The organism is Paenirhodobacter sp. YD-8 (assembly GCF_056590935.1).
The window spans coordinates 3,259,580-3,276,437 of the sequence record NZ_CM152649.1 but is presented as its reverse complement, the minus strand read 5'-3'; the positions used below and the strand labels follow the sequence as shown (position 1 = coordinate 3,276,437).

Annotated in this window: 19 protein-coding genes; 13 read left to right on the top strand and 6 right to left on the bottom strand. The window is 67.3% G+C overall.

Translation table 11 applies throughout. From position 1 onward, the window contains the following. Positions 1-132: 132 nt before the first annotated feature. From AC0QTQ_RS15855 to AC0QTQ_RS15835, 5 genes are all read left to right on the top strand, one after another. Positions 133-477, top strand: a complete 345-nt coding sequence (locus tag AC0QTQ_RS15855) for an AtpZ/AtpI family protein (protein ID WP_480257360.1) — start codon at positions 133-135, stop codon at positions 475-477. Between the two features lie 2 nt (positions 478-479). Continuing rightward, positions 480-1,250: a F0F1 ATP synthase subunit A gene (locus tag AC0QTQ_RS15850; protein WP_480257359.1), complete on the top strand. Its 771-nt coding sequence runs from the start codon at positions 480-482 to the stop codon at positions 1,248-1,250. A 55-nt stretch (positions 1,251-1,305) separates the two neighbouring features. Then, positions 1,306-1,542 (top strand): F0F1 ATP synthase subunit C, encoded by a 237-nt coding sequence (locus tag AC0QTQ_RS15845; protein WP_113899546.1) that lies wholly within the window; start codon positions 1,306-1,308, stop codon positions 1,540-1,542. Between the two features lie 76 nt (positions 1,543-1,618). Further along, entirely contained in the window at positions 1,619-2,170 is a 552-nt protein-coding gene (locus tag AC0QTQ_RS15840; RefSeq protein ID WP_480257358.1) for a F0F1 ATP synthase subunit B', read from the top strand. 4 nt (positions 2,171-2,174) lie between these two features. Continuing rightward, a complete protein-coding gene (locus AC0QTQ_RS15835; protein WP_480257357.1) occupies positions 2,175-2,732 on the top strand; it encodes a F0F1 ATP synthase subunit B in 558 nt (185 codons plus the stop codon). Positions 2,733-2,804: 72 nt separating this feature from the next. Here the strand turns inward: AC0QTQ_RS15835 and AC0QTQ_RS15830 are convergent, their stop codons facing one another. The 4 genes from AC0QTQ_RS15830 to AC0QTQ_RS15815 form a co-directional block, all read right to left on the bottom strand. Beyond that, on the bottom strand, positions 2,805-3,578 hold the full coding sequence (locus tag AC0QTQ_RS15830; protein WP_121533827.1) for a FadR/GntR family transcriptional regulator: 774 nt from the start codon (positions 3,576-3,578) through the stop codon (positions 2,805-2,807). A 109-nt stretch (positions 3,579-3,687) separates the two neighbouring features. Next, positions 3,688-4,356 (bottom strand): YiaD family glycine zipper/OmpA-like lipoprotein, encoded by a 669-nt coding sequence (locus AC0QTQ_RS15825; RefSeq protein WP_480257356.1) that lies wholly within the window; start codon positions 4,354-4,356, stop codon positions 3,688-3,690. Between the two features lie 106 nt (positions 4,357-4,462). Then, positions 4,463-5,374 (bottom strand): methylated-DNA--[protein]-cysteine S-methyltransferase, encoded by a 912-nt coding sequence (locus tag AC0QTQ_RS15820; RefSeq protein WP_480259241.1) that lies wholly within the window; start codon positions 5,372-5,374, stop codon positions 4,463-4,465. Positions 5,375-5,489: 115 nt separating this feature from the next. Continuing rightward, positions 5,490-6,422: a Hint domain-containing protein gene (locus AC0QTQ_RS15815; RefSeq protein WP_480257355.1), complete on the bottom strand. Its 933-nt coding sequence runs from the start codon at positions 6,420-6,422 to the stop codon at positions 5,490-5,492. Positions 6,423-6,571: 149 nt separating this feature from the next. Here AC0QTQ_RS15815 and nth point away from each other — a divergent pair, with 149 nt between their 5' ends. Genes nth through AC0QTQ_RS15800 form a run of 3 tightly spaced genes read left to right on the top strand, consistent with a single transcriptional unit; the run spans position 6,572 to position 8,888 of the window. Further along, entirely contained in the window at positions 6,572-7,216 is a 645-nt protein-coding gene (gene nth / locus AC0QTQ_RS15810) for an endonuclease III (RefSeq protein WP_121533823.1), read from the top strand. Further along, a complete protein-coding gene (locus AC0QTQ_RS15805; RefSeq protein WP_480257354.1) occupies positions 7,213-8,199 on the top strand; it encodes an adenosine kinase in 987 nt (328 codons plus the stop codon). The genes nth and AC0QTQ_RS15805 overlap by 4 nt, the downstream gene beginning before the upstream one ends. A 14-nt stretch (positions 8,200-8,213) precedes the next feature. Then, the gene (locus AC0QTQ_RS15800) at positions 8,214-8,888 is read left to right on the top strand and encodes a class I SAM-dependent methyltransferase (protein ID WP_480257353.1); all 675 of its coding nucleotides are present in this window, start codon (positions 8,214-8,216) and stop codon (positions 8,886-8,888) included. A 22-nt stretch (positions 8,889-8,910) separates the two neighbouring features. Here the strand turns inward: AC0QTQ_RS15800 and AC0QTQ_RS15795 are convergent, their stop codons facing one another. Further along, positions 8,911-9,729 (bottom strand): sulfotransferase family protein, encoded by an 819-nt coding sequence (locus AC0QTQ_RS15795; protein ID WP_121533820.1) that lies wholly within the window; start codon positions 9,727-9,729, stop codon positions 8,911-8,913. Positions 9,730-9,878: 149 nt separating this feature from the next. Between AC0QTQ_RS15795 and AC0QTQ_RS15790 the strand changes: the two genes are divergently transcribed. From AC0QTQ_RS15790 to AC0QTQ_RS15770, 5 genes are all read left to right on the top strand, one after another. Continuing rightward, positions 9,879-11,453 carry a DUF5928 domain-containing protein gene (locus tag AC0QTQ_RS15790; RefSeq protein ID WP_480257352.1) on the top strand — a complete coding sequence of 525 codons (1,575 nt, stop codon included), beginning with the start codon at positions 9,879-9,881 and terminating at the stop codon, positions 11,451-11,453. A 10-nt stretch (positions 11,454-11,463) separates the two neighbouring features. Then, positions 11,464-11,844 carry an HIT domain-containing protein gene (locus AC0QTQ_RS15785; protein WP_480257351.1) on the top strand — a complete coding sequence of 127 codons (381 nt, stop codon included), beginning with the start codon at positions 11,464-11,466 and terminating at the stop codon, positions 11,842-11,844. A 96-nt stretch (positions 11,845-11,940) separates the two neighbouring features. Further along, complete coding sequence (locus AC0QTQ_RS15780; protein WP_113899559.1) at positions 11,941-12,135, top strand: zinc-finger domain-containing protein; 195 nt, start codon at positions 11,941-11,943, stop codon at positions 12,133-12,135. Positions 12,136-12,258: 123 nt separating this feature from the next. Further along, entirely contained in the window at positions 12,259-15,117 is a 2,859-nt protein-coding gene (gene polA / locus AC0QTQ_RS15775) for a DNA polymerase I (protein ID WP_480257350.1), read from the top strand. Positions 15,118-15,187: 70 nt separating this feature from the next. Further along, positions 15,188-16,129, top strand: coding sequence for a cation diffusion facilitator family transporter (locus tag AC0QTQ_RS15770; RefSeq protein ID WP_121533815.1), 942 nt, complete (start codon positions 15,188-15,190; stop codon positions 16,127-16,129). A gap of 89 nt (positions 16,130-16,218) precedes the next feature. On the opposite strand, the gene AC0QTQ_RS15765 is transcribed toward AC0QTQ_RS15770, so the two are convergent. Beyond that, a complete protein-coding gene (locus AC0QTQ_RS15765; RefSeq protein ID WP_480257349.1) occupies positions 16,219-16,824 on the bottom strand; it encodes a DUF1285 domain-containing protein in 606 nt (201 codons plus the stop codon). Positions 16,825-16,858: the final 34 nt, after the last annotated feature.

Here is a 16,858-nt window from a genome sequence, read left to right as displayed (position 1 = left end):
CGCCAGGGTGGAAATTGATTCTGGAAATGCTTTCGGAACAAGGGGTTACGGGGCGTCCTGACAGGCGCTAACGGCGTTGACTCACAGGGCGGTGAAGTCTATCAAGGCCCGGAGTTGTTGCGGGGGAAGCCTATGACCGACCGTCCCTCGGACGAGCACGATCCCGAGCGCCTGGTGGCGCTGGAACGTCGCTTGGCCGAGTTGCGCAAGGAAAAGGCGCCGAAACCCGCGGCGGATGACAAGTTCCGTCAGGCCGACATGGCGTGGCGCATGGTCATCGAGATGGTTGCGGGGCTGGGGATCGGCTTCGGCATCGGATTTGGGCTCGACGCGCTCGCGGGAACGAAGCCTTGGCTGATGCTGGTGTTCACGCTCCTTGGTCTTGTGGCGGGGATCCGGGTCGTGATCCGCTCCGCCGAAGAGATGAACAAGAAGGCACATGCGGCGGCCCCGGCCTCCGATGCAGAGGGAAAATAGACGTGGCGGAAGAAGCGAGCGAAGGTCTGGCGTTCCATCCGATGGAACCTTTCAAGATCCATCCCCTGTTTGGTGATGGCGCGATCCACTGGTACACGCCGACCAACGTCACCCTGTGGATGGCGATCGGCCTGATCTGCATGGCGCTGCTGCTCGTCGTCGGCACCCGTGGCCGTGCGATCATCCCGTCGCGGATGCAGTCGCTCGCCGAACTCGTCTATGGCTTCATCCACAAGATGGTCGAGGACGTGACCGGCAAGGAAGGGCTGAAGTTCTTCCCCTACATCTTCACGCTGTTCCTGTTCATCGTCTTCTCGAACTTCCTCGGCCTGATCCCGCTTTCCTTCACCCCGACCGCCCATATCGCCGTCACCGGCGTGCTGGCGATCCTGGTCTTCGTCACCGTGACCGTCGTCGGTTTCGTCAAGAACGGCACCCACTTCCTCGGCCTGTTCTGGGTCAGCTCGGCGCCGCTCGCGCTGCGCCCGATCCTCGCGGTGATCGAGGTGATCTCCTACTTCGTGCGTCCGGTCAGCCACTCGATCCGACTTGCGGGCAACATGATGGCCGGCCACGCCGTGATCGAGGTCTTCGCGGGCTTCGCGCCGGTGATCCTGATGTCGGCCGCAGTCGGCGTGCTGGTCACCCCGCTGTCGGTTCTCGCGGTCACCGCGATGTACGGGCTCGAAGTGATCGTGGCCCTCGTGCAGGCCTACGTCTTCACCATCCTCACCTGCGTCTACCTGAAGGACGCGCTGCATCCGGGCCACTGAGGCCCGGACCGCAGAGAGACCCTTTTCAACCTTTCAATCCCTAAGGAGCATCCCAATGGAAGGCAGCATCTCGGAATTCGGTCAATACCTCGGCGCGGGCCTGGCCTGCATCGGCCTGGCGGGCGCCGCCATGGGTGTTGGCAACGTCGCCGGTAACTTCCTGAACGGCGCGCTGCGCAACCCGTCGGCCGCCGCCGGCCAGACCGCCACGCTGTTCATCGGCATGGCCTTCGCCGAAGCTCTGGGCATCTTCGCGTTCCTCGTCGCCCTGCTGCTGCTGTTCGCGGTCTGATCCCTGATCCAATCCTTTCGGTCGGATGGGTCCGCACGCGGGCCCATCCGGTTATCTGAGGGTCCAGGGGGACGACATGGAAACTGAACAGCAAGTGGCCGAGATGGCGACCGATGTGGCGCATGGTGCCGCGGCCGCCGTGCCGATGCCGCAGCTTGATCTTTCGACCTTCCCGAACCAGATCTTCTGGCTCTGCGTCGCGCTGGTCGTGATCTACTGGATGCTTTCGCGCATTGCCCTGCCGCGGATCTCCGCGGTGCTGGCCGATCGCCAGAGCACCATCGCCGGCGACATTGCCGCCGCCGAGGACTACAAGCTGAAGGCGAAGGACGCCGAGGCCGCCTATGAAAAGGCGCTCGCGGATGCCCGGGCCCAGGCTCAGAAGATCATCGCGGAAACCAAGGCCGAGATCCAGAAGGACCTCGATGCGGCGACCGCCAAGGCCGATACCGAGATCGCCAAGCGCGCCACGGAATCGGAAGCCCGGATCAACGAGATCCGCGCCGGGGCGCTCGAGGCGGTGGAAGCCGTCGCGCGCGATGCCGCGGCCGAGATCGTCGTCGCTCTTGGCGGGCAGGCTGACACCGCGGCTCTGGCCACGGCCGTTGGCGCACGCGTGAAAGGCTGAGATTATGAAGAAACTTACGCTTCTCTTCATCCTCGCGGCCTCGCCGGCGCTCGCTTCCGAGGAAGGGCCGTTCTTCTCGCTGCGCAACCCGAACTTCGTGGTGCTCATCGCCTTCCTTCTGTTCGTGGCGATCATCGTCAAGTTCAAGGTTCCGGCGCTGCTCGGCTCCCTGCTCGACAAGCGCGCGGACACGATCAAGTCGGAACTCGACGAGGCCCGTGCGCTGCGTGAAGAAGCGCAGTCGATCCTTGCCTCCTACGAGCGCAAGGCGCGTGAAGTCCAGGCGCAGGCCGAGGGCATCGTGGTGGCCGCGAAGCGCGACGCGCAGGCGGCGGCCGACGTGGCCAAGGCCGAGCTGCAGGCTTCGATCGCGCGGCGTCTGAAGGCGGCGGAGGAGCAGATCGCTTCGGCCGAGGCTTCGGCGCTGAAGGACGTCAAGGACCGTGCCGTTCAGGTGGCGATCGCCGCCGCGGCCGAAGTGCTTGCCGGCCAGATGACGCCTGACCGCAAGGCCGGGCTGATCGACACTGCGATCTCCGAGGTGAAGGCGCGTCTCAACTGAGACCTGCCTTGGGAAAATTGAAAACCCGGCCGTAAGGCCGGGTTTTTTCATGTCTGCAGCCGGGGCAGGGGCTCAGCCCGCCTTCTCGGCCTCGTGGCGCAGCCGCATCTGGGCCAGGGTCTCGTGGCGCTCGGCCTTGCGTTGTTCGGTCAGCGCCTTCTCGACGAATTCCATGTGATCGGCCACGGCGGCGCGGGCCGCCGCCCCGTCGCGCGCCTGAATGGCCGCATTGATCGCGCGGTGCTGTTCCAGCAGCGCGTCGCGGGTCGGGCGATTGCGGAACATGACCTGGCGGTTGTAGAACACGCCCTCCTGCAGCAGGTCGAACATCGCGCGCATCATGTGCAGCGTGATGACATTGTGCCCCGCCTCGATGATCGCCATGTGGAACTGCGCATCAAGCGCCGCCTCGTCGGCCGGGTTGCGCTTGGCATGCGCCGCTTCCATGCGCTGGAAGAGCGTGTCGATCACCCGCAGGTCAGTGTCCGAGGCGAGCCGAGCAGCGCGTTCGGCCGCGAGCCCCTCGAGGTCGCGCCGGAACGAGAGATAGTCGAAGACCGCCTGCTCGTCGCGTGCAAAGAGCCGGATCAGCGCCGGCGAGAAGGCCGAGCCGAGCACGTCGGCGACGAAGATGCCCGAGCCCGCGCGGGTGGTCAGAAGGCCCTCCTCCTGCAGCTCGGCCACCGCCTCGCGCAGCGAGGGGCGCGAGACCGCGAGGCGCTCGGACAGCTCGCGCTCGGACGGCAGACGTTCACCCGGGCGCAGGATGCCCTGCAGGATCAGGCCTTCGATCTGGCGAACGACGGCCGAGGCGAGCTTTTCGGATTCGATCTTCTGGAACGGCATTTCTTCCCCCCGTTGGTCAAGATGTATGACCACATCCGGGGCCCGGCAATGGGTATCGCAGCAAAAAGGCCGGGGAGGGCCCCGGCCTTGGGTCGCCGTGCGACGTTGATCAGTTGTTCGGCCGGATGATGAACTCGACCCGGCGGTTCTGTGCGCGGCCCTCGACGGTGAGGTTCGAGGCGATCGGCTGATCCTCGCCGCGGCCATAGGCGACGAGGCGCGAGCGCGGCACGCCGGCGCCGATCAGGACCTGTGCGACGGAATCGGCGCGCTGCTGCGACAGGCGCTGGTTGTAGCCGGCGTCGCCGGTGTTGTCGGTGTGGCCCACCACCTCGACCGTGGTGTTCGGATAGCGGTTCAGGCTGCCCGCGAGGGTATAGAGATCGCGCTGCAGGTCGGGGCGCACGGCCGAGCTGTCGGTGGCGAACAGCACGTCCTGCGGCATGGTGACGATCAGCTGCTTGCCGGTGTTGACCACCGAGACGCCGTTGGTGTCGAGATCGCGGCGCAGCTCCTGCGCCTGCTTGTCGAGCGAGCTGCCGATCGCGCCGCCGATCAGCCCGCCGACCATCGCGCCGGCCGCGGCCTTGGCCAGCTTGTCGTCGCCGCGGCGGGTCGCGCCGAAGACGCCGCCGATCAGGGCGCCGGTGATCGCGCCGGAGTTGCGGTTGGCGTTCGGGTCGGTCGAGGCGTCATAGCCCGGGCCGTAGGTGTCCGTGCAGGCGGTCAGGCCGATCAGGCCGGCGGCCGCGACGAGGAAGGGGATGTTCTTCTTCATGTCCGTGCTCTCGCGTGGGAATGCGCCCTTGAGGCGTCTCTGTCGTTCTACGCGATCCCCCGGGTTTTGTTCCATCCGATCTGCGCGGGTGGCGGTTCTTCGCCCATCACTTCTGGGCGAGGCGCGGAAGGGCGGGCGCAAGCCCTGCGTCGCGCCGTGCCGCCTCGCGCGCCAGCATCGCGCGCTTGACCGGCAGGCCCCAGTGATAGCCACCGAGCCCGCCCGACTTGCGCAGCGCGCGGTGGCAGGGAATCAGGTAGCTGATCGGGTTGCGCCCGACCGCGGTGCCGACAGCGCGCACCGCCGCGGGAGAGCCGATCTGCGCGGCGATCGCGGAATAGGTCGTCACCTCGCCCGAGGGGATGGCCAGAAGGGCCTCCCACACCTTGATCTGGAAGGGCGCGCCGATCAGGGTGAGCGACGCCTCACCCTCGCCACCAAGCGCCGCCTCGACCCAGAGGCGGATGGCTTCGGCCTCCTCGCGCAGCGTGGCGCCGGGCCAGCGCGCCGCCATGTCGGCGAATGCCGCGTCAAAGCCGGTCTCGGCGGTGAAGGCAAGGCCGCACAGCCCCCGCTCGGTGGCAAAGGCCAGCGCCTCGCCGAAGGGGGAGGGGAAGCGGCCCCAGCGGATCGTCAGCCCGGCGGCGCCGGCGGCGAATTCGCCGGGCGTCATCGCCTCCCAGCGAAGCAGCAGGTCATGCAGCCGCGACGGGCCGGACAGGCCCGCGCCCGCGGCGACCTCCTCGAGCGGCAGGCGTTCGGCCAGCAGCTCGCGCGCGAGATCGAGCGACAGATATTGCTGATAGCGCTTCGGCGAGACCCCGACCCAGGCCGAGAAGACGCGCTGGAAATGCGCCGGCGAAAAGCCGAGCCGGGCGGCCAGATCGGTCAACGGCACTTCGCGCCGCTGGCCGCCCGCCGCCGCCTCGGCTCGGGCGGCGTCGATCTCGCGCAGCGCGCGCGAGATGACGCGGTAGTGGTAATCCTGCCGCTGCGCCTCGGCATCGGCGTCGGTCAGGGAGGGGGAGAGGACGGTGTCGGGCATCGGCGGGCTCGCTCAGCGACGGGGCGGAATGCCCGATCCTAGCCCGGCAGCCGGTCCGGACGCGACCCGAAAGCTGCGCATTCGCGCCTCAGGCGGCGATCACCCGCCGCCGGGCGTTGCGGGCGCGGCAGAACATCTCCACCTCCCAGCGTTCGAGCCAGGACCGCGCCGGCTGCGCATGGGCGGCGGTCAGGTGTGGGCGCAGGTTGGCCCGCAGCTCGGCCGGCAGCAGCGCGGCATAGGCGGCGTCGAACTGCACGGACCCGACCCAGATCCCGTTCGCCAGAACGATTTCGGGTGCCTCGAACAGCAGGGTATAGAGCGACTGCCGCCCCTCGGCATGGGGTGCGGTGCAGATCTCGGCCAGGCGGCCGAACATCTCGCCCTCGGTGAACCAGAATTTCAGCTCGGCCCCGGCGAGCAGGATGCCAAGCCCGGGCGAGGCGATGGTCTCGTGCTCGGGGTGGGTCGGGCCGAAGGCCGCGGCGGCGATGCGCAGCGGGCGCGAGGTCGTGGGCGCGCGCAGCGGCATCACGTGATGGCCGAGCCAGACGAGCGGCTTCAGCCCGTTGTCGCGGGTCAGGATCATGTCCCCCGGGCGCAGCCAGTCGATCGGCTGCGGCCCGTCGGCGGTGGCGATCATCGTGCCGGGGCCAAGGGCGGGCAGGCGGGCGATCTCTTCCGGTCCGGCCGCGCGGCCGGCGGTGGTCGGTTGCGGCAGCACCGCATAATCTGCCCCCGGAACCAGCGGTTCGGAGGCGACGAACAGGCAGGGCAGCCCGTCGATGTCGATCCGCTCGAGCCGCAGCACCCGCCCGTCGAGCGAGCACAGCAGCTGCGGCAGGTCGGCCGCGGCCGTGCCCCGGGTGATGGTCCGGCCGAGGGCGTCGCGCAGCTCGGCCCCGTCCTCGCCCTGCACCAGATGCCACATCATGGTGCCGGGGTCGAAATCGGGAGACAAAGACCAGACCCCGCGTTGCGCGTCGAGGCTGAGCGCCGATACCGGGTAGCCAACCTGCATCCTCTTCTCCTGCCGCGTTGCGCTCTGATTCTCTGCCGATCTTCGCGCAACAGAGGAAATACCGGGTTAACGGCCCCCCTTTGGCGCGAAAATTCGGGGCCGGGACACAGTCCCCTTGCCGGCGCGGGGCGGGGCGGGCAGAAGGGGGCATGGCACGCCAGTTCGACTATCAGACCATGCAGCAGGTGTTCCGCCGGTTCCAGGCGGCCGAGCCCCACCCGAAGGGGGAGCTCGAGCACACCAACGCCTTCACCCTGCTTGTTGCCGTGGCGCTCTCGGCACAGGCGACGGATGTGGGCGTGAACAAGGCCACCCGCAGCCTGTTCCCGATCGCCGACACGCCTCAGAAGATGCTCGCCCTCGGCGAGGAGGGGCTGATCGAGCACGTCAAGACCATCGGCCTGTTCCGGCAGAAGGCGAAGAACGTGATGAAGCTCAGCGCGATCCTCGTCGAGCGTTTCGGCGGCGAGGTGCCGTCCTCGCGCGCCGCGCTGATGAGCCTGCCCGGGGTCGGGCGCAAGACCGCGAATGTGGTGCTGAACATGTGGTTCCACTATCCGGCGCAGGCGGTCGACACCCATATCTTCCGCATCGGCAACCGCACCGGCATCTGTCCGGGCAAGGATGTCGACGCCGTCGAGCGCGCGATCGAGGACAACGTGCCCGTCGAATTCCAGCAACACGCACATCACTGGCTGATCCTGCATGGCCGCTATATCTGCACCGCGCGCAAGCCGCGCTGCGCCGATTGCCTGATCCGCGACCTGTGCGCCTTCGAGGAGAAAACCGCGTGAAGAACTATCAGGTTGTCGGCATCGGCAACGCCATCGTCGACGTCATCGCGCAATGCGACGACAGCTTCCTCGAGCTGATGGGCATCGAGAAGGGCATCATGCAGCTGATCGAGCGCGAGCGCGCCGAGGTGCTCTATGCCGCGATGCGCGAGCGCACGCAGGCGCCGGGCGGCTCGGTCGGCAACACCATCGCCGGGCTTGGCAACCTCGGTTTGAACACCGCCTTCATCGGACGGGTGCGCGACGATGCGCTTGGCCGCTTCTACGAGGCGGCGCTGCAGGGTGAGGGCACGGGCTTTCCGAACCCGCCGGTCGCCGCGGCCGAGCTGCCGACCTCGCGCTCGATGATCTTCGTCACCCCGGATGGCGAGCGCTCGATGAACACCTATCTCGGCATCTCGGCCGAGGTCTCGACCGAGGACGTGCCGCTCGAGGTGGTGGAGAACACCGAGATCCTGTTCCTCGAGGGCTATCTCTTCGACAAGGACTATGGCAAGGCGGCGTTCCTGAAGGCGGCGCAAGGCTGCCACCGCGGCGGCGGCAAGGCGGGGATCGCGCTGTCCGACCCGTTCTGCGTCGACCGTCACCGCGCGAGCTTCCGCCGTCTGGTGGCCGAGGAGATGGATTACGTCATCGGCAACCAGCACGAGTGGGAGTCGCTTTACCAGACCGATCTCGAGACGGCGCTGGCGCTGGCCTCGGCGGAGTGCAGCCTGGTGGTGTGCACCCGCTCGGGCGCCGATGTGGTGCTGATCCGCGGCGAGGAGCGGGTCGAGGTGCCGGTGCATCGCGTCGTGCCGGTCGATGCGACCGGGGCGGGCGACCAGTTCGCGGCGGGCTTCCTCTATGGCTATGCCACCGGGCAGAGCCTGAAGGTGGCGGGCGCCATGGGCTGCATCGCCGCGGCCGAGGTCATCAGCCATTACGGCGCGCGCCCCGAAAGCGACATCAAGGCGCTGTTCCGGGCGAAGGGCCTGATCTGAGCGGGGCAGGGAGCATGGCCGCCTCGCCCTATGACGACGCCTTCTATGCGCGCGAGTTGGCGCGCGGGCGCCACCGCGAGATCGTCGGCGGCCGCTGGGACGAGACCGGCGAGGCGCAGATGATCGCGCTGCGGGCGGCGGGGCTCTTGCCCGGGCATACGCTTCTCGACATCGGGGCGGGCTCGCTGCGGCTTGGCTGCAAGGCGGTGCCCTATCTCGAGCCGGGCCATTACTGGGCGACGGATGCCTCGCGCGCGATCCTGCTGGCGGGGCATGCGGCGGAACTGGCCGATCCCGCCAGGCTCGATCCGGCGCAGCTGATCGAGGATGCGCGCTTCGACTTTCCGGGCGTGCCCGACACCATCACCCACGCCATCGCCTTCGCCGTCTTCCCGCATCTGCCGATGGCGATGTTGCGGCGCGCGATGACCGGGCTGCGGCGGTTTTCGCGGCTCGAACGGTTCCTGTTCACCGTCTTCCTCGCCCCCGATGCGGTGATCGCGGCGCGCCCCCACCGTCAGCCCGACGGCGTCGTCACCCACGATATCCGTCCGCCCTATCACCTGCTCGAGGCGGATGTGCACGGCTTTGCCGCGCAGACCGGCTGGATTGCCACGCGCGAGACGATGCGCCTGCCGCGGGGGCAGGTGCTGTTCACCGCCGTGCCCGATCCGTCGGTGCAGCCCTGAGGCCGCGCCGGCCCGGGCCGGCTCAGTCGCCGAGCTTGGCGTGGACTTCCTCGAGATCGACCTCGCCCAGCGGATACTTGTTGTCCGGGTCGTCGAAATCGTAGCGGAAGAGCTGGAAGTCCTTCTTGTAGATCTCCCAGATCAGATGGCGCGACAGGTCGTCGAAATACTCGCTGACCTTGTGCGCGCGCTTCGGCCCGTGGCCTTCCGATTCGTTGAACTTCGGTACTTTCGCCAGATCGACCGGCACCGGCGTGGTGATGTGGTCGAGCACCGACTGCATGCCTTCGTTGAACTTCTCGGTGAAGAAGATGTTGTCGTAGCGCCCGCCGTTCACGATGAAGGTCGAGATATGCCCCGACATCGCCGACCAGTGGATGTCGGGCTCCATCGGCCGGCGCCAGCGGATGGTGTCGCGCGCGAACAGCAGGAAGCGGCGGAACGACTTGATCTGGTCGAATTCGAAATTGTCCTCGGGCGTGCCGACCTCGATGCCGTATTTCTGGATCAGCTGCGGCACCAGATTGCCGCGATAGCGCTTGCCGTTGCGCTGGATGCCGGCGATCTTGTCGAAGAACGAGCTGAGCAGCCGGGCATAGGGGTTGCGCACGCAGGTGAAGGCATAGCTCTTGTGCCCCTTCACGTTCCGCTCGATCAGCTTCTGGCTTTCCTCCTGCGACCACTTGTGCAGTCCGGAGGTCGAATCATGGATGTCGCCATCGAAGAAGCGGCCGTGGTCGGAGTAGAACATGATCTGCCCGATCGACGAGCAGGCACATTTCGGAACCACCCGGTAGACGACGCTTTCGCTTTCCGTCATCCACGTCCCTGGAAAACCCATTCGATCTGCCTCCTTGAACGGCCGGGCGTCATCTTGACGTCATCGCCGAAATATTTAGTCACTAAAGATCAAAGAACCTCTGTCTTTTCAATGTTCTTTGACGGTATCAAGGCAGATAGCGCGTAATCGGCGAAAGAACTGTTTCTGTTATGGCTAAAATCGCCTTCATTCTGCTGACCCACAAGGACCCGGACGGGATCATCGGGCAGGCGCAGCGGCTGACAGCGACCGGCGATTACGTTTCGATCCATTTCGACGCTCGCGCCAAGCCCGCCGATTTCGAGAAGATCCGCACGGCGCTGGCCGACAACCCGTCCGTCACCTTCGCGGCGAAGCGGCTGAAATGCGGCTGGGGCGAGTGGAGCCTTGTCGCCGCCACGCTCGAGGCGGTGAAGGCCGCGGTCGAGGCCTTTCCCGAGGCCACGCATTTCTACATGCTCTCGGGCGACTGCATGCAGACGAAGACGGCCGAATTCGCCCATGCCTTCCTCGATGCGACCGATGTCGACTATATCGAGAGCTTCGACTTCTTCGCTTCGGACTGGATCAAGACCGGGATCAAGGAAGAGCGGCTGATCTATCGCCACTTCTTCAACGAACGCACGCAAAGCTGGCTGTTCTACCGCAGCTTCGAGCTGCAGAAGGCGCTTGGCCTGACCCGCGCGGTGCCCGAGGACATCCAGATGATGATCGGCTCGCAATGGTGGTGCCTGCGCCGCCACACGGTCGAGGCGGTTCTCGCCTTCTGCACCGAGCGACCCGACGTGATGCGTTTCTTCCGCACCACCTGGATCCCTGACGAGACCTTCTTCCAGACCATCGTGCGCCATGTCGTGCCCGAGAAGGAGATCCGCACCCGGACGCTCACCTTCCTGATGTTCACCGACTACGGCATGCCGGTGACCTTCTACAACGATCACTACGATCTGCTGCTGGCGCAGGACTTCCTGTTTGCCCGCAAGATCAGCGCCGATGCGCTCGAGCTCAAGCAGCGGCTTGGCGAGTTGTGGACGAAGACCGGCGTCACCTTCCCGATCTCGAACGAGGGGCGGTCGCTCTACAAGTTCCTGACCGGCCGCGGCCGCATCGGGCGCCGCTTTGCCCCCCGCTTCTGGGAGACGGAATCGAGCCTCGGGCGCGAGCGCACGCTGATGATGGTGGTGTGCAAGAAATGGCACGTGGCGAAGCGGCTGCTCGAGCAGATCCGCCTGCGCACCGGCATTCCCGCGGTCGAATACCTGTTCCACGAGGAGGGCGGGCTGCCCGACCTCGGCGGCATCGAGCGCACGGTGGAAAAGCGCAACCGGCACCGGCGGGCGCTGGTGCGGATGCTGTTCGACTATTTCCGCACCGACAAGCTGATCATCTGCGTCGACCCGGCAGATTTCGACATGATGCAGGATTTCGTCTCCGACAAGGCGACGGTGCGCATCCTCGAGATCGAATGCGACTTCACCGACGAGTACCTGATCGGCCACGCCCGCCGCATCGGCTTGGCCGGCGACAGCACGCCACAGGACGTGATCGACCGGCTCTTGCCGACGATCCGCTTCGATCTGAAATTCGAGAGCGACCGGATGCGCGACGCGCGCTTCCCGATGTTCGTGCGGATGCGCGAAAGCGTGCCGAGCGAGGAGAACGCGCCGCCGCTCGCGCGCTTCCTGAACATCGAGCCCGAGGTTGCGCAGGACATCGCGGCGACCCATTATCTGTTCGTCGACTGAGGAGAGACCCGTGGCTTACGTCTACGATACGAACAACATCTTCGCCCGCATCCTGCGCGGCGAGATCCCGAACAACACCGTGCTGGAGACCGAGCACACGCTCGTCTTCCGCGACATCGCGCCGAAGGCGCCGGTGCATGTGCTGGCGATCCCGAAAGGGCCCTATGTCACCTATGACCATTTCTGCGCCGAGGCCTCGGACGCCGAGATCATCGACTTCACCCGCGCCTGCGCCAAGGTCTGCGACATGCTCGGGATCGCGGTGAAGGACGGCGGCAAGGGCTTCCGTGCGATCACCAATGCGGGCGAGAACGGCGTGCAGGAAGTGCCGCATTTCCACCTGCACATCCTTGGCGGCCGCTCGCTCGGCCGGATGCTCGACCTCGACTGAGGGGCGGGGCGGGCGCGGGGCCCCTTGCCCCGTTCCCGGCAATCGCTAATATGCCGCCAAAGGCGCGCCACCGCGCCGCATTCCACGGAGCCGCAGATGACCGCAACCGCCCCCGACGCCCCCGAGACGCAAGTCGTGACCAGCTGGAAGGTCGCCTGTGACGGCGGCGAGGGTGCGCTTGGCCATCCGCGCGTCTGGCTGACGATCCCGCACGACACGGGCTGGGTCGAATGCCCCTATTGCGACAAGAAATACGTGATCGACCGCGAGCATGCGCAATCGGGCCACTGAGCCTGACGCATCTTCGCGCGCATGCGGGCGGCCCTCGGGCCGCCCGTTCGCATTTGCGGCCCCGTTTCGGGTTTCGGGGCGAGCGCGGCTGTGGCACAACGGGGGCCTGAACGGAGGGACCCCATGGCTTTCGGCAAAGGCTGCCACCTGCATCTGATCGACGGCTCTGCCTTCATCTTCCGCGCCTATCACGCGCTGCCGCCGCTGACCCGCAAGTCGGACGGGCTGCCGGTGGGCGCCGTCGCGGGCTTTTGCAACATGGTCTTCCGCTATATCGAGGATGCCAAGAACGGCGATGCGCCGACCCATGCGGCGGTGATCTTCGACTATTCCTCGAAGACCTTCCGGTCCGAGATCTTCCCCGAATACAAGGCGAACCGCCCGCCGCCGCCAGAGGATCTGCGCCCGCAGTTCCCGCTGACCCGCGAGGCGACGCGTGCCTTCAACATCGCCTGCAAGGAGATGGAGGGGTTCGAGGCCGACGACATCATCGCCACCCTTGCCCGCCAGGCGCGCGAGGCGGGCGGGCGCGTCACCATCATCTCTTCCGACAAGGATCTGATGCAGCTGGTGGGCGGCGGCGTCGAGATGCTCGACGCGATGAAGAACCTGACGATCGGACCCGAGGAGGTCGAGGCGAAATTCGGCGTGCCGCCCGAGAAGGTGGTCGACGTGCAGGCGCTCGCCGGCGATTCGGTCGACAACGTGCCGGGCGCGCCCGGCATCGGCATCAAGACCGCGGCGCAGCTGATCCAGGAATACGGCGATGTCGAGACGCTGCTCGCCCGCGCCGAAGAAGTGAAACAGCCCAAGCGGCGCCAGACCCTGATCGACTTCGCCGACCAGATCCGGATCTCGAAGCGGCTCGTCACCCTCGACGATGCCGCGCCGCTCGATTTCACCCTCGACGATCTCGAGGTGAAGGACCCCGAGCCCGCGGCGCTGATCGACTTCCTGAACCGGATGGAATTCCGCACCCTGACGAAGCGCGTGGCGGACAAGTTCGGGGTCGAGGCGCCGGTCGCGGCACCGGCCTCGTCCTCCGAGAAGGCGGCCGAGCGTTGGGGCAATGGCGCGGCCCCCGCTGCCGCCGTGGCCCCTGCCGCCGCGCCCGAGGCGCCCTTCGACGCCACGGCCTATGTCTGCATCCGCGATGGCGAAACGCTGGCAGCCTGGCTTGCCGAGGCGCGCGCCACGGGCGTTCTGGCCGTCGATACCGAGACCACCTCGCTTGACGAGATGCAGGCGGATCTGGTCGGCGTGTCGCTTGCCACCGCGGCGGGGCGGGCGGCCTATGTGCCGCTTGGCCACAGCAGCGGCGGCGACGACCTCTTCGGCGGGGTCGAACGGGCCGAGGGGCAGATGGACCCGGCCGCGGCGCTGGCGCTGCTCAAGCCCGTGCTCGAGGACGCGGCCATCCTGAAGATCGGCCAGAACATGAAATACGACTGGAAGATCTTTGCCCGGCAGGGCATCCGCGTCGCCCCGATCGCCGACACCATGCTGATGAGCTATGCGATGTTCGCCGGCCTGCACGGCCATGGCATGGATGCGCTGAGCGAGGAATACCTCGGCCACACCCCGATCCCGATCAAGGAGCTTCTGGGCTCGGGCAAGGCGCAGATCACCTTCGACAAGGTCGCGATCGAGAAGGCCGTGCCCTATTCGGCCGAGGATGCCGATATCACCTTCCGGCTCTGGCGCCGTTTCGCACCGATGCTGCACCGCGCCGAGGTGACCACCGTCTACGAGACGCTCGAGCGCCCGCTGGTGCCGGTGCTGGCCGAGATGGAGATGGCGGGGGTGAAGGTCGACACCGCGGTGCTTGCCCGCATGTCGAATGTCTTCGCGCAGCGCATGGCCGGGCTCGAGGCCGAGATCCAGGAGGTGGCGGGGCAGCCCTTCAACGTCGGCTCGCCGAAGCAGCTGGGCGAGATCCTCTTCGAGCAGATGGGGGTCGAGGGCGGCTCGCGCGGCAAGGCCGGTGCCTGGTCGACCGGCGCCGACGTGCTCGAGGACATCACCACGCTCGAGGACACCAACCCGCAGGCCGCACGGCTCGCCGCCAAGGTGCTCGACTGGCGGCAGATCTCGAAGCTGAAATCGACCTATACCGACGCGCTGCAGGGCCATGTGAACCCCGACACCGGGCGCGTGCATACTTCCTACAGCATCGCCGGTGCCAACACCGGCCGCCTCGCCTCGACCGATCCGAACCTGCAGAACATCCCGGTCCGCTCGGACGAGGGGCGGCGCATCCGCGAGGCCTTTGTCGCCCCCGCGGGCCGGCGGATCGTCTCGCTCGACTACAGCCAGATCGAGCTGCGAATCCTTGCCCATGTCGCCGACATTCCGGCGTTGCGCGATGCCTTCCATCACGGGCTCGACATCCACGCGATGACCGCCTCCGAGATGTTTGGCGTGCCGATCGAGGGCATGGACCCGATGGTGCGCCGGCAGGCGAAGGCGATCAACTTCGGGGTGATCTACGGCATCTCGGCCTTCGGCCTTGCGCGCAACCTGCGCATCCCGCGGGCCGAGGCGCAGGCCTTCATCGACCGCTATTTCGAGCGTTTCCCGGGCATCCGCGCCTACATGGACGACACCATCGCCTTCGCCAAGGAGAACGGCTTCGTGCGCACCCTGTTCGGGCGCAAGATCCACACCCCCGAGATCAACGACAAGGGGCCGCGGGCGGGCTTTGCCAAGCGCGCCGCGATCAACGCGCCCATTCAGGGCGCGGCCGCCGACATCATCCGTCGTGCGATGATCCGGATGCCGGCGGCGATCGCCGGGCTTGACGCGACGATGCTGTTGCAGGTGCACGACGAATTGATCTTCGAGGTGGCCGAGGCCGATGTCGAGCGGCTGATCCGCGCCGCGCGCGACATCATGGAGGGCGCGGCCGAGCCGGTGGTGAAGCTCTCGGTGCCGCTGGTGGTCGAGGCGGGGCAGGGGGCAAGCTGGGCCGAGGCGCATTGACCCCGGCCGCGCGCGGCGCAAGGATGGGCCGGCCGTCCGCCCCCGGGCGGCGCCAGCACCGGACCTCCCCATGCCGCATGACCACACCCACGACCACGGCCATTCCCACGACCACGGGCACCACCACCTGAGCGCCGAGATGGGCGACCGGCTGGTGGTCTGGGCGGTGGCGATCAACGTCCTGCTGACCGTCGCGCAGGTGCTTGGCGGCTGGCTTGCCGATTCCGTCGCGCTGATCGCCGACGGTGTGCACAACTTCTCGGATGCGGCGGCGCTGGTCCTTGCCTTCGGCGCGCGTCGCCTCGCGCGGCGGGGGCCAAGCCCCGAGATGAGCTTCGGCTGGGACCGGGCCGAGGTGGTGGCGGCGCTGGTGAACTATGTCGCGCTGATCCTCGTGGCGCTGTGGCTTCTGGCCGAGGCCGCGGGCCGTCTGGCGAACCCGCCCGAGGTCGCGGGCTGGCCGGTGGTCTGGCTGGCGCTTCTCGCCCTCGTCATCGACCTCGGCACCGCGGCGCTGACCTTCAGCCTGGCGAAGGACAGCGTGAACATCCGCGCCGCCTTCCTGCACAACCTCGCCGATGCCGGCGCCTCGGTCGCGGTGATCGTCGGCGGCGTGATGATCCTGCTGTGGGATTTCCGCCTCGTCGACCCGGTGCTGACCATCGCGATCTCGGCAATCATCCTGTGGCATGTCGCGGGCGAGATCCGGCCGGTGCTGCGCATCCTGATGCTGGGTGCCCCGCCCGAATGCGATTGCGGCGACGTCGCCACCCGCCTTGCCGCGATCGAGGGGGTCGAGGGCGTGCATCACCTGCACATCTGGGCGCTCGATGAAAAGCGCGACGCGCTCGAGGCGCATCTGGTGCTGGCCGAGGGGGCGGATTACGCCGCGACCATCGCCCGGGCCAAGGCGATGCTCGCCGCCGATTTCGACATCCGCCACGCCACGCTCGAACCCGAGACCCGTGCCGCCGGCTGCGCCGATCAGGCGGCGGCGGGCGGCTGCGCCTGACCCGTGCCCTTTTTCTTGGCCGAAATACTCCCGGGGGTGCGGTGGCAGGCAGCCCCCGCCGTGCCCTCCACCCGTGACCGGCCGGGCGCTCAGCCCTCGCTCAGCTCGGCCATCGGAATGATCGGGAAGAACTCCCCCCGCGAGGTCAGACCCAGCCAGTCCTCGCCCTCGAACGGGGCGGGGGTGGCGATCTCGACGAGGCGGTAGAAGGTCTTGCGGTCGATCAGCGCCTCGAGCCCGCGGCGGATGTGGATGTAGGGGCTGGGTTCGCCATCGGCCGCGCGGGCGACGCGGATCCTGTGCTCTGGCCCGGCAGTGACCACATCGCCGACATTCGTGGTGAAGCTCAGTGCCTGATCGGCGCCGGTGCCCGAGACCTCGCAATCGACGGCGACGAAAGGCGCGTCGACGACGCGGATGCCGACTTTCTCGACCGGGGTGACGAGGAAGTATTTCCCGTCTTCGAGCTTCAGGATCGAGGCGAAGAGCCTGACCAGCGGCGCCCGGCCGATCGGCGTGCCCAGATAGAACCAGGTGCCGTCGCGGCGGATTTCCATGTCGATATCGCCGCAAAAGGGCGGGTTCCACAGGTGCACGGGCGGCGGCCCCTTGCGATGCGCCTGCGTCGCGGCGGCGGCGATGCCCTCGGCGCTCGGGGCTTTCACGGTCTTTTGTGAGGCGTCGGTCTCGGTCATCGGCTCTTTGCGATTGGGTCGTGGGCGGATATCT

Bases quoted from the DNA above. Each gene is read 5' to 3' on its own strand.
- AC0QTQ_RS15855 (WP_480257360.1), top strand. From the start codon at position 133: ATGACCGACCGTCCCTCGGACGAGCACGATCCCGAGCGCCTGGTGGCG.
- AC0QTQ_RS15845 (WP_113899546.1), top strand. From the start codon at position 1,306: ATGGAAGGCAGCATCTCGGAATTCGGTCAATACCTCGGCGCGGGCCTG.
- AC0QTQ_RS15840 (WP_480257358.1), top strand. From the start codon at position 1,619: ATGGAAACTGAACAGCAAGTGGCCGAGATGGCGACCGATGTGGCGCAT.
- AC0QTQ_RS15835 (WP_480257357.1), top strand. From the start codon at position 2,175: ATGAAGAAACTTACGCTTCTCTTCATCCTCGCGGCCTCGCCGGCGCTC.
- AC0QTQ_RS15830 (WP_121533827.1), bottom strand. From the start codon at position 3,578: ATGCCGTTCCAGAAGATCGAATCCGAAAAGCTCGCCTCGGCCGTCGTT.
- AC0QTQ_RS15825 (WP_480257356.1), bottom strand. From the start codon at position 4,356: ATGAAGAAGAACATCCCCTTCCTCGTCGCGGCCGCCGGCCTGATCGGC.
- AC0QTQ_RS15815 (WP_480257355.1), bottom strand. From the start codon at position 6,422: ATGCAGGTTGGCTACCCGGTATCGGCGCTCAGCCTCGACGCGCAACGC.
- nth (WP_121533823.1), top strand. From the start codon at position 6,572: ATGGCACGCCAGTTCGACTATCAGACCATGCAGCAGGTGTTCCGCCGG.
- AC0QTQ_RS15800 (WP_480257353.1), top strand. From the start codon at position 8,214: ATGGCCGCCTCGCCCTATGACGACGCCTTCTATGCGCGCGAGTTGGCG.
- AC0QTQ_RS15795 (WP_121533820.1), bottom strand. From the start codon at position 9,729: ATGGGTTTTCCAGGGACGTGGATGACGGAAAGCGAAAGCGTCGTCTAC.
- AC0QTQ_RS15790 (WP_480257352.1), top strand. From the start codon at position 9,879: ATGGCTAAAATCGCCTTCATTCTGCTGACCCACAAGGACCCGGACGGG.
- AC0QTQ_RS15780 (WP_113899559.1), top strand. From the start codon at position 11,941: ATGACCGCAACCGCCCCCGACGCCCCCGAGACGCAAGTCGTGACCAGC.
- polA (WP_480257350.1), top strand. From the start codon at position 12,259: ATGGCTTTCGGCAAAGGCTGCCACCTGCATCTGATCGACGGCTCTGCC.
- AC0QTQ_RS15770 (WP_121533815.1), top strand. From the start codon at position 15,188: ATGCCGCATGACCACACCCACGACCACGGCCATTCCCACGACCACGGG.
- AC0QTQ_RS15765 (WP_480257349.1), bottom strand. From the start codon at position 16,824: ATGACCGAGACCGACGCCTCACAAAAGACCGTGAAAGCCCCGAGCGCC.